The sequence below is a fragment of the Escherichia sp. E1130 genome (genome assembly GCF_005781065.1).
GTDB lineage: Bacteria > Pseudomonadota > Gammaproteobacteria > Enterobacterales > Enterobacteriaceae > Escherichia.
In genome coordinates this window covers 1-7226 of sequence record NZ_VATL01000050.1, presented here as the reverse complement: position 1 = coordinate 7226, position 7226 = coordinate 1, and the positions used below count along the sequence as shown (strand labels likewise).

Below are 7226 nucleotides of genomic sequence, written 5' to 3'. Positions count from 1 at the left end.
TTCTCACTGTACGCTTACCACTAATCACCACAGCGACGCGGCGGTTCTCGGCGCGACCCTGTGCGGTCTTGTTACTGGCGATGGGGTATTTTTTCCCTAAGCCCTGAGTGGTGAGATTGCTGCGAGGAATTTGTCCACCTTCTGCCCACGCATCGGCGACGACATTTGCCCGCTTCAGCGATAAAGCTTCGTTGTAACTGTCTTCGCCGTAATTGTCGGTATGTCCATCCATACGGGCATGGGTTAAGCCCGTGGAGGTCAGTTTTGCGGCCATGGTCTGGATCTGTTGCTGACTTTCCGGGAGCAGTTTGTAGTCATTTTTAGCAAACAGAATGGTATCAGATAAGCCCAGCGACCAGTCGCCAGCGGATTCAGTAAAACCATAAGACTGCATAGCGGCGACTTGTTCTGGAGTAAACTTCCCTTGTGGTGACTGGCAGCCAGTCAGTATCAGTGAAGAGAACACCAGGGGAACTACCAGTTGCTTTATCATGTAGATATTTCCTTGTTATTTCACCAGCTTTTTAGCGCGCTGGTGTTTGGCCTGATACATATTATGGTCGGCCAGCTCTTGTAATTTTTCGGCGGAGACGTGCTCAATGGTCATCGCGTAACCAATGCTTAATGTCATAGTGGTTTGATGGCCATTATTAAGATCGAATGGTCGATTAAAAATTTGTGTCAGTGCCGTGCAAATCCGCTGCACTTCAGATTCCGACTGCACGCCATAGAGGACCATAGCGAATTCATCGCCGCCAATACGGTATGCCTGATGTCGCAGCCCACCAAATTCAGCTAATCGTTTTGCCACTTCAATCAAGACCTGATCTCCCGTCGCATGACCCCAGGTATCATTGATATATTTGAAATTATCGCCATCAAGAAACAGTAATGCCGACGTTTTTCGGGCATCAGAACTGTTCATCAACGTGTTGATGCCGCTACGAAACGCTGCGCGGTTAGCCAGCCCGGTTAATGGGTCATGTAGCGCGGTACGTAGAAGCTGCGCATTTTTGGCCTGTAAACGAAGCTGCCACTCTTCCATTTCATCCAGCAGACTGTTGAAGTCGAGAGCGAAGCGGTGAAACTCTGCGATACGTTCTTCCGAAACTCGTCGGGAAAAATTGCGGTTGGAACGCACATCATGTACGACATCGGTGATGTTTTTTAACGCTTCAACCAGACCATTGTGCAAATGGCGGGTGAGGGTAATCGCGATGCCTGATGCCAGCAGAATACATGCAGTCAGGACAGCGAGTGAAAACCAGATAAAATGGCTAATTGAGCTGTCGCGTGCGGTTAACTGCACTTCGCCAATGGTTTCGCCATTGTGGCGAATCGGCTGAATGACGGGAGCCGGAAAGAGCCAGTGACTAATGAAATTACTGAAGGTATCTCCCGGTTCTCTGGCAGTGTAGTGCCAGGAAGCAATAATGTTTTGCTGATTATCACGCACTTCTGCGGTTGAAAATTGGCCTTGCTGACCTAGTGCGGCCAGAGTTTCTGTTGCTGCAGGACCATCGGCAAAAACGACCGCAGCTTCCAGGCTGTAAGTCATTGTTGCAGCGGTTAGTGCCAGGTTTTTTTGCGCGTATTGTTTCAGGGTTAGCACTGACGTCACGGAAAGCAGCAGCCAGATCAGCGTCATAGTGATAAATATGCTGGTCATGCTGATGTTGCGTAATGCTCTTTTAAACGTGGGGCGCTTATGAAGAGAATTATCGTTATCCATCGTTTTTCTTCCGTGCGAGCATTAAGACATCCGGGTTGACCTTAACACCACTACGCGATAAGGCATCCAGGTTTACGGCAAACCTGACGTTATTATTGTTGATGACCAGACAAAATGCGCTGCCAATAATGCACTCGGTATTTTGTTCGGCAATTAATAATAACGCCTTAGACGGATATTGTTCGATTAATTCTGTCTGGAATGTCGGTGACTCGCTGCCAAAATAAAAACCATTGCAGCCTGAAATCATCGCCTCTTGTTTGTTGTTAACGATGACAGGCAGGTAAGGCAAAGGCGTCGCACCTTTCTCTTGCAGGGCGGTGCTAAATCGTGAAGATGAAAAAATACATAGTCTTGGTGGACCAGATACCGTCGGCCAGCGAGTGTAGCTTACGATACCGGAAACCATTAAACGCACATTTTTCGTAACGTCAGTGGTTTCCTGAGCGAGTAATGGCGCGCCTGCCAGAAGGAATAGCAGCAGTAAGAACAGTAGGTGAGAAAAGCGCATTCAGGGATCCTCACCATCTTCGCTCGAAACGCATCGAAAATTTTTCAGAATGTTCATTAAAATATCATTCTTTTGTGTAGTCGTCATCCAGAAGAGAATTAAAAATCGAATAAGTTAAATCTTATGATTAATTTTGTGGTGGGATTTAAATTAATTAAGTTTCATCGTGCGGGCATTTTCATCAGCTCCTTTTTGCCATACTTCATGCAATTGGCTGGCATTTTCTACATTGTTGCAGCTGGCAGGGAAACTTTTACCGGAAAGCCCTCGGGCATAAGTAAAATCGACCTGGCAGGTTTTCTTTTGCCCTTCGGCATATCCTTTAAGATATATCCCCCGATCAGCCTGTGAATCGTTAAAAGCATCGTCATTTTTTATAGCAACGCCTGATATCGCATCTTCCATACCAACATCATACCAGTCAGTGCTGGTCAAGGTTGGTGCGTGAGTATAGGGATCAATCTGACAGCCGCTAACAACCAAAGCTAACAAAGGGGCGATAAAGTGTTTCATTGTTTTTTCTCCTTTTTCAAAGCATAGCGGATTGTTTTTATTGTGTGTGTAAATTTATTTGTACATTTATTGGTGGTTAAAACGTATATGAATTGCTTGTGTAAACTATTATTTACGAAATATGGATTGAAATCTTTACTTGTTGTGATATCGTTGCGTCATCCTCGCTGAGGATCAACTATCGCAAACGAGCATAAACAGGATCGCCATCATGCAAAAAGACGCGCTGAACAACGTACATATTACCGACGAACAGGTTCTGATGACCCCGGAACAGTTGAAGGCAGCTTTTCCATTAAGCCGACAACAAGAGGCCCAGATTACTGATTCGCGTAAAACTATTTCAGATATCATCGCTGGGCGCGATCCCCGGCTGCTGGTGGTGTGTGGTCCTTGCTCCATTCATGATCCTGAAACCGCACTGGAATATGCTCGTCGATTTAAAGCCCTTGCCGCAGAGGTCAGCGATAGTCTCTATTTGGTGATGCGCGTCTATTTTGAAAAGCCCCGTACCACTGTTGGCTGGAAAGGGTTGATTAACGATCCACATATGGATGGCTCCTTTGATGTTGAAACAGGATTAAAGATTGCACGTAAGTTGCTGTTGGAACTGGTAGATATGGGATTACCGTTGGCGACGGAAGCGTTAGATCCAAACAGCCCGCAATATTTGGGTGATCTGTTTAGCTGGTCGGCAATTGGTGCTCGTACCACGGAATCGCAAACGCACCGTGAAATGGCATCCGGGCTTTCCATGCCGGTTGGTTTTAAAAACGGCACTGATGGCAGCCTGGCGACAGCAATCAATGCTATGCGTGCCGCTGCACAACCGCATCGCTTTGTTGGTATTAATCAGGCAGGGCAGGTGGCGCTGCTGCAAACTCAGGGTAATCCGGACGGACATGTGATTCTGCGTGGCGGAAAAGCACCGAACTATAGCCCGGCGGATATCGCGCAATGTGAAAAAGAGATGGAACAGGCGGGACTGCGCCCCTCACTGATGGTAGATTGCAGCCACGGTAATTCCAATAAAGATTATCGCCGTCAGCCTGCGGTGGCAGAATCCGTGGTTGCCCAAATCAAAGATGGCAATCGCTCAATTATTGGTCTGATGATCGAAAGTAACATCCACGAAGGCAATCAGTCTTCCGAGCAACCACGCAGTGAAATGAAATACGGTGTATCCGTAACAGATGCCTGCATAAGCTGGGAAATGACCGATGCCTTGCTGCGTGAAATTCATCAGGATCTGAATGGGCAGCTGACGGCACGCGTGGCTTAAGAGGTTTATTATGGTTGCTGAGTTGACCGCATTACGCGATCAAATTGATGAAGTCGATAAAGAGCTGCTGAATTTATTAGCAAAGCGTCTGGAACTGGTTGCTGAAGTCGGTGAAGTGAAAAGCCGCTTTGGGTTACCCATTTATGTACCGGAGCGCGAGGCATCCATGCTGGCCTCGCGGCGCGCAGAGGCGGAAGCTCTCGGCGTTCCGCCAGATCTGATTGAAGATGTTCTGCGTCGGGTAATGCGTGAGTCCTACTCCAGCGAAAACGACAAAGGATTTAAAACGCTTTGTCCTTCACTACGTCCGGTAGTCATTGTTGGTGGCGGTGGTCAGATGGGGCGCATGTTCGAGAAGATGTTGACGCTCTCTGGCTATCAGGTGCGGATTCTTGAACAACATGACTGGGATCGCGCGGCTGAGATTGTTGCCGATGCCGGTATGGTGATTGTCAGTGTACCGATTCATGTTACTGAACAAGTCATTGGCAAATTACCACGTTTACCGCAAGACTGTATTCTGGTCGATCTGGCATCAGTGAAGAATGGACCATTACAGGCCATGCTGGCGGCGCATGATGGTCCAGTGCTGGGGCTTCACCCGATGTTTGGTCCGGATAGCGGCAGCCTGGCGAAGCAGGTCGTGGTCTGGTGTGATGGACGTCAGCCAGAAGCGTACCAATGGTTTCTTGAACAAATTCAGGTCTGGGGCGCGCGACTGCATCGCATTAGCGCCGTCGAACATGATCAGAATATGGCGTTTATCCAGGCGTTGCGCCACTTTGCCACTTTTGCTTATGGCCTGCATCTGGCAGAAGAAAATGTTCAGCTTGAGCAGCTTCTGGCACTCTCTTCGCCCATATATCGTCTTGAGTTGGCGATGGTCGGGCGACTGTTTGCCCAGGATCCGCAGCTTTATGCCGATATTATTATGTCTTCAGAACGTAATCTGGCGTTGATCAAACGTTACTATAAGCGTTTTGGTGAGGCGATTGAGTTGCTGGAGCAGGGCGATAAGCAGGCGTTTATTGACAGCTTCCGCAAGGTGGAGCACTGGTTCGGCGATTACGCACAACGCTTCCAGAATGAAAGCCGCGTATTATTGCGTCAGGCGAACGATAGCCGCCAGTAATAACTCTGTGCCGGATGATTCACATCATCCGGCTTTTTTCATCAGGTTGGATCAACAGGCACTACGTTTTCACTTGGGTAACAACCCAATACCTTCATTGAACGGGTTATTTCTCCTAACTCTTTTAACGCCTTTTGCATTTCCACGGATTCAAGATTGGCCTGAATATCCAGATAAAACATCTCTTCCCACGGATTACCGTGAATCGGACGTGATTCCAGACGGGTCATAATCAGATTGTGGTTGCGCAATACCAGCAACGCTTCAACCAGAGCACCAGCTTGTTGTCCGGTAGCCATTAACAGTGTGGTTTTTGCCGGAACCTGGTCAGACACGTTAATGGCTTTACGTGCCAGCACCACAAATCGGGTGAAGTTTTGTCGTTGATTCGCCTCAATGCGCTCCAGTACCTGTAAACCGTACAAGGAACCGCCAGCTTCGCTCCCCAGCGCAGCGACATGTGGTGATTTTGCCTGTGCAACTTTTTCCATTGCCGCAGACGTACTCTCGGTATATTCAATCTTCCAGTGCGGGTAACGGTTAAGGAATTTGCTGCATTGCTGGAACGGCTGCGGGTGGCTGTAGACCGTGTTGATAGTCGATAAATCGGTGGTGCCGGAAACCAGCAAACAATGGTCGATAGTTAACGTCATCTCGCCAACAATCGACAAGCTGGTATGTTGCAGCAGATCGTAAACGTCGTTTATGGCACCGGAGCTGGTATTTTCAATCGGTACGACAGCATAGTCGGCCTGGCCGGTTTCCACCTGATTAAAAATATCGGCAAATTTGGCGCAGCCGCTTTCAATGAATTGCTCAAAGTGACGGGCAGCGTACTGGCGCGCCGCAAGATGTGAATAAGAGCCTTTGGGCCCGAGAAAAGCAATGCGGGCTGAGTGCGGATTAATTTTATTGAGATGCTGCTGGAGTAAAGCCTGCTGAGTTAATACGGAATCTTCAATGATGAGCTGGAACAGGCGAGTAATGTAGTGGGCATCCAGATGGTGTGTTTTACCAAGCGTAATTAATCTTTCCAGCAAATCGCGCTCACGATCGATATCACGCACCGGGCGATGTGAAAGCAGTTTGGCTTTTCCCACCTCAACGGCTAGCTCGCGCCGCTCAGCCAGTAACGCCAGCAATTTTTCGTCCAGCGTGCTAATTTTCTCGCGCAGCGCCAGTAACGGGTTTTCCGATGTCATAGTGTTGCCTTTTTTGTTATCAATAAAAAAGGCCTCCCGATTTGGGAGGCCTTATTGTTCGTCTTCGCATTCTGTTTCACACGACGAAACGCCTCCCATTCAGGGGAAGGTAAAAAAGAATGCGAAGAAAAACGGCGTTTGTTTCATGTTTGTTTCCTTAAGCGACTTCAGTACAGTACCCGTACTGTTTTCATGCTGTCAACAAAAAACGCGCCCGAAGGCGCGTTGGCGATACACTCAATATAAAGGACTACTCTTCTTCAACTTCTTCGACGAAGTTGGCGTCTTTCACCGACGTTGCGGCACGACGTGCTTCGCCTTTGTGCTGCAGTTTATTGAGCTGCCGTTCCAGCTTGTTGATCAATTCGTTAATAGCGGTGTACATATCTTCATGTTTACCACTGGCAACCAGAACGCCGTTAGGTGTATTGATAGTGGCGTCAGCAACGAACCCCTGTGGTTCCTTGGACAGAATGATATGCGGATTAATCAGGTGCGTTTGCCATTTTTCCAGTTTGGCGAGACGGTCTTCGACATGTTGGCGGATTGCCGGAGTAATTTCCATTTGTTTGCTGGTAATGTTCATTGTCATAAATTTTACCTCTTGTCTTCCCGTCTTGGTGAATTCAGCATACCGCTCCTGATGTCAAAATGTGTGATGAAAATCTCATAATTTTGTCACTTTTTGTCAACGAAGTTTTTTTGTGAGAAATCGCAGGAAGAGGTGTTTTTTTACTTGAGGAATGTCTCAAAGCGAGCCATATTTGATAGGATCAGTCGCGACTGAATCGCTTTAGTTAGCGTTCAAATCGAATAAAAAAACGGCAGCTCCAGGGCTGTAATGCCGATCAGTT

General features: G+C 47.9%; 9 protein-coding genes and 1 other annotated feature. Of the genes, 2 read left to right on the top strand and 7 right to left on the bottom strand.

Going from position 1 to position 7226, the window contains the following annotated elements; all coding sequences use genetic code 11:
- From FEK66_RS24685 to FEK66_RS24670, 4 genes are all read right to left on the bottom strand, one after another.
- Window positions 1–493: OmpA family protein (locus tag FEK66_RS24685; RefSeq protein ID WP_138211635.1), on the bottom strand; the 493-nt coding region annotated here is incomplete at its 3' end.
- 15 nt (window positions 494–508) lie between these two features.
- Window positions 509–1732, bottom strand: a complete 1224-nt coding sequence (gene dgcN / locus FEK66_RS24680) for a diguanylate cyclase DgcN (protein ID WP_130217283.1) — start codon at window positions 1730–1732, stop codon at window positions 509–511.
- A complete protein-coding gene (locus FEK66_RS24675; RefSeq protein ID WP_130208145.1) occupies window positions 1725–2243 on the bottom strand; it encodes a YfiR family protein in 519 nt (172 codons plus the stop codon). Before FEK66_RS24675 ends, dgcN begins: the two co-directional genes overlap by 8 nt.
- Window positions 2244–2393: 150 nt before the next feature.
- A complete protein-coding gene (locus FEK66_RS24670) occupies window positions 2394–2756 on the bottom strand; it encodes a DUF2799 domain-containing protein (RefSeq protein ID WP_131162447.1) in 363 nt (120 codons plus the stop codon).
- Window positions 2757–2967: 211 nt separating this feature from the next.
- Between FEK66_RS24670 and aroF the strand changes: the two genes are divergently transcribed.
- The gene (aroF, locus tag FEK66_RS24665; protein ID WP_135494936.1) at window positions 2968–4038 is read left to right on the top strand and encodes a 3-deoxy-7-phosphoheptulonate synthase AroF; all 1071 of its coding nucleotides are present in this window, start codon (window positions 2968–2970) and stop codon (window positions 4036–4038) included.
- Between the two features lie 10 nt (window positions 4039–4048).
- On the top strand, window positions 4049–5170 hold the full coding sequence (tyrA, locus tag FEK66_RS24660) for a bifunctional chorismate mutase/prephenate dehydrogenase (protein WP_131162448.1): 1122 nt from the start codon (window positions 4049–4051) through the stop codon (window positions 5168–5170).
- A gap of 41 nt (window positions 5171–5211) precedes the next feature.
- Here the strand turns inward: tyrA and pheA are convergent, their stop codons facing one another.
- The 3 genes from pheA to raiA form a co-directional block, all read right to left on the bottom strand.
- Window positions 5212–6372: a bifunctional chorismate mutase/prephenate dehydratase gene (gene pheA / locus FEK66_RS24655; protein ID WP_130208153.1), complete on the bottom strand. Its 1161-nt coding sequence runs from the start codon at window positions 6370–6372 to the stop codon at window positions 5212–5214.
- A 22-nt stretch (window positions 6373–6394) separates the two neighbouring features.
- Window positions 6395–6520 (bottom strand) — a sequence feature (Phe leader region).
- A complete protein-coding gene (pheL, locus tag FEK66_RS24650) occupies window positions 6472–6519 on the bottom strand; it encodes a pheA operon leader peptide PheL (protein WP_100229775.1) in 48 nt (15 codons plus the stop codon). It overlaps the preceding feature by 48 nt.
- Before the next feature lie 102 nt (window positions 6521–6622).
- Complete coding sequence (gene raiA / locus FEK66_RS24645; RefSeq protein ID WP_000178461.1) at window positions 6623–6964, bottom strand: ribosome-associated translation inhibitor RaiA; 342 nt, start codon at window positions 6962–6964, stop codon at window positions 6623–6625.
- Window positions 6965–7226 lie beyond the last annotated feature (262 nt).

Coding starts and splice junctions, on each gene's coding strand:
- dgcN (WP_130217283.1), bottom strand. CDS start 1,732: ATGGATAACGATAATTCTCTTCATAAGCGCCCCACGTTTAAAAGAGCA.
- FEK66_RS24675 (WP_130208145.1), bottom strand. CDS start 2,243: ATGCGCTTTTCTCACCTACTGTTCTTACTGCTGCTATTCCTTCTGGCA.
- FEK66_RS24670 (WP_131162447.1), bottom strand. CDS start 2,756: ATGAAACACTTTATCGCCCCTTTGTTAGCTTTGGTTGTTAGCGGCTGT.
- aroF (WP_135494936.1), top strand. CDS start 2,968: ATGCAAAAAGACGCGCTGAACAACGTACATATTACCGACGAACAGGTT.
- tyrA (WP_131162448.1), top strand. CDS start 4,049: ATGGTTGCTGAGTTGACCGCATTACGCGATCAAATTGATGAAGTCGAT.
- pheA (WP_130208153.1), bottom strand. CDS start 6,372: ATGACATCGGAAAACCCGTTACTGGCGCTGCGCGAGAAAATTAGCACG.
- raiA (WP_000178461.1), bottom strand. CDS start 6,964: ATGACAATGAACATTACCAGCAAACAAATGGAAATTACTCCGGCAATC.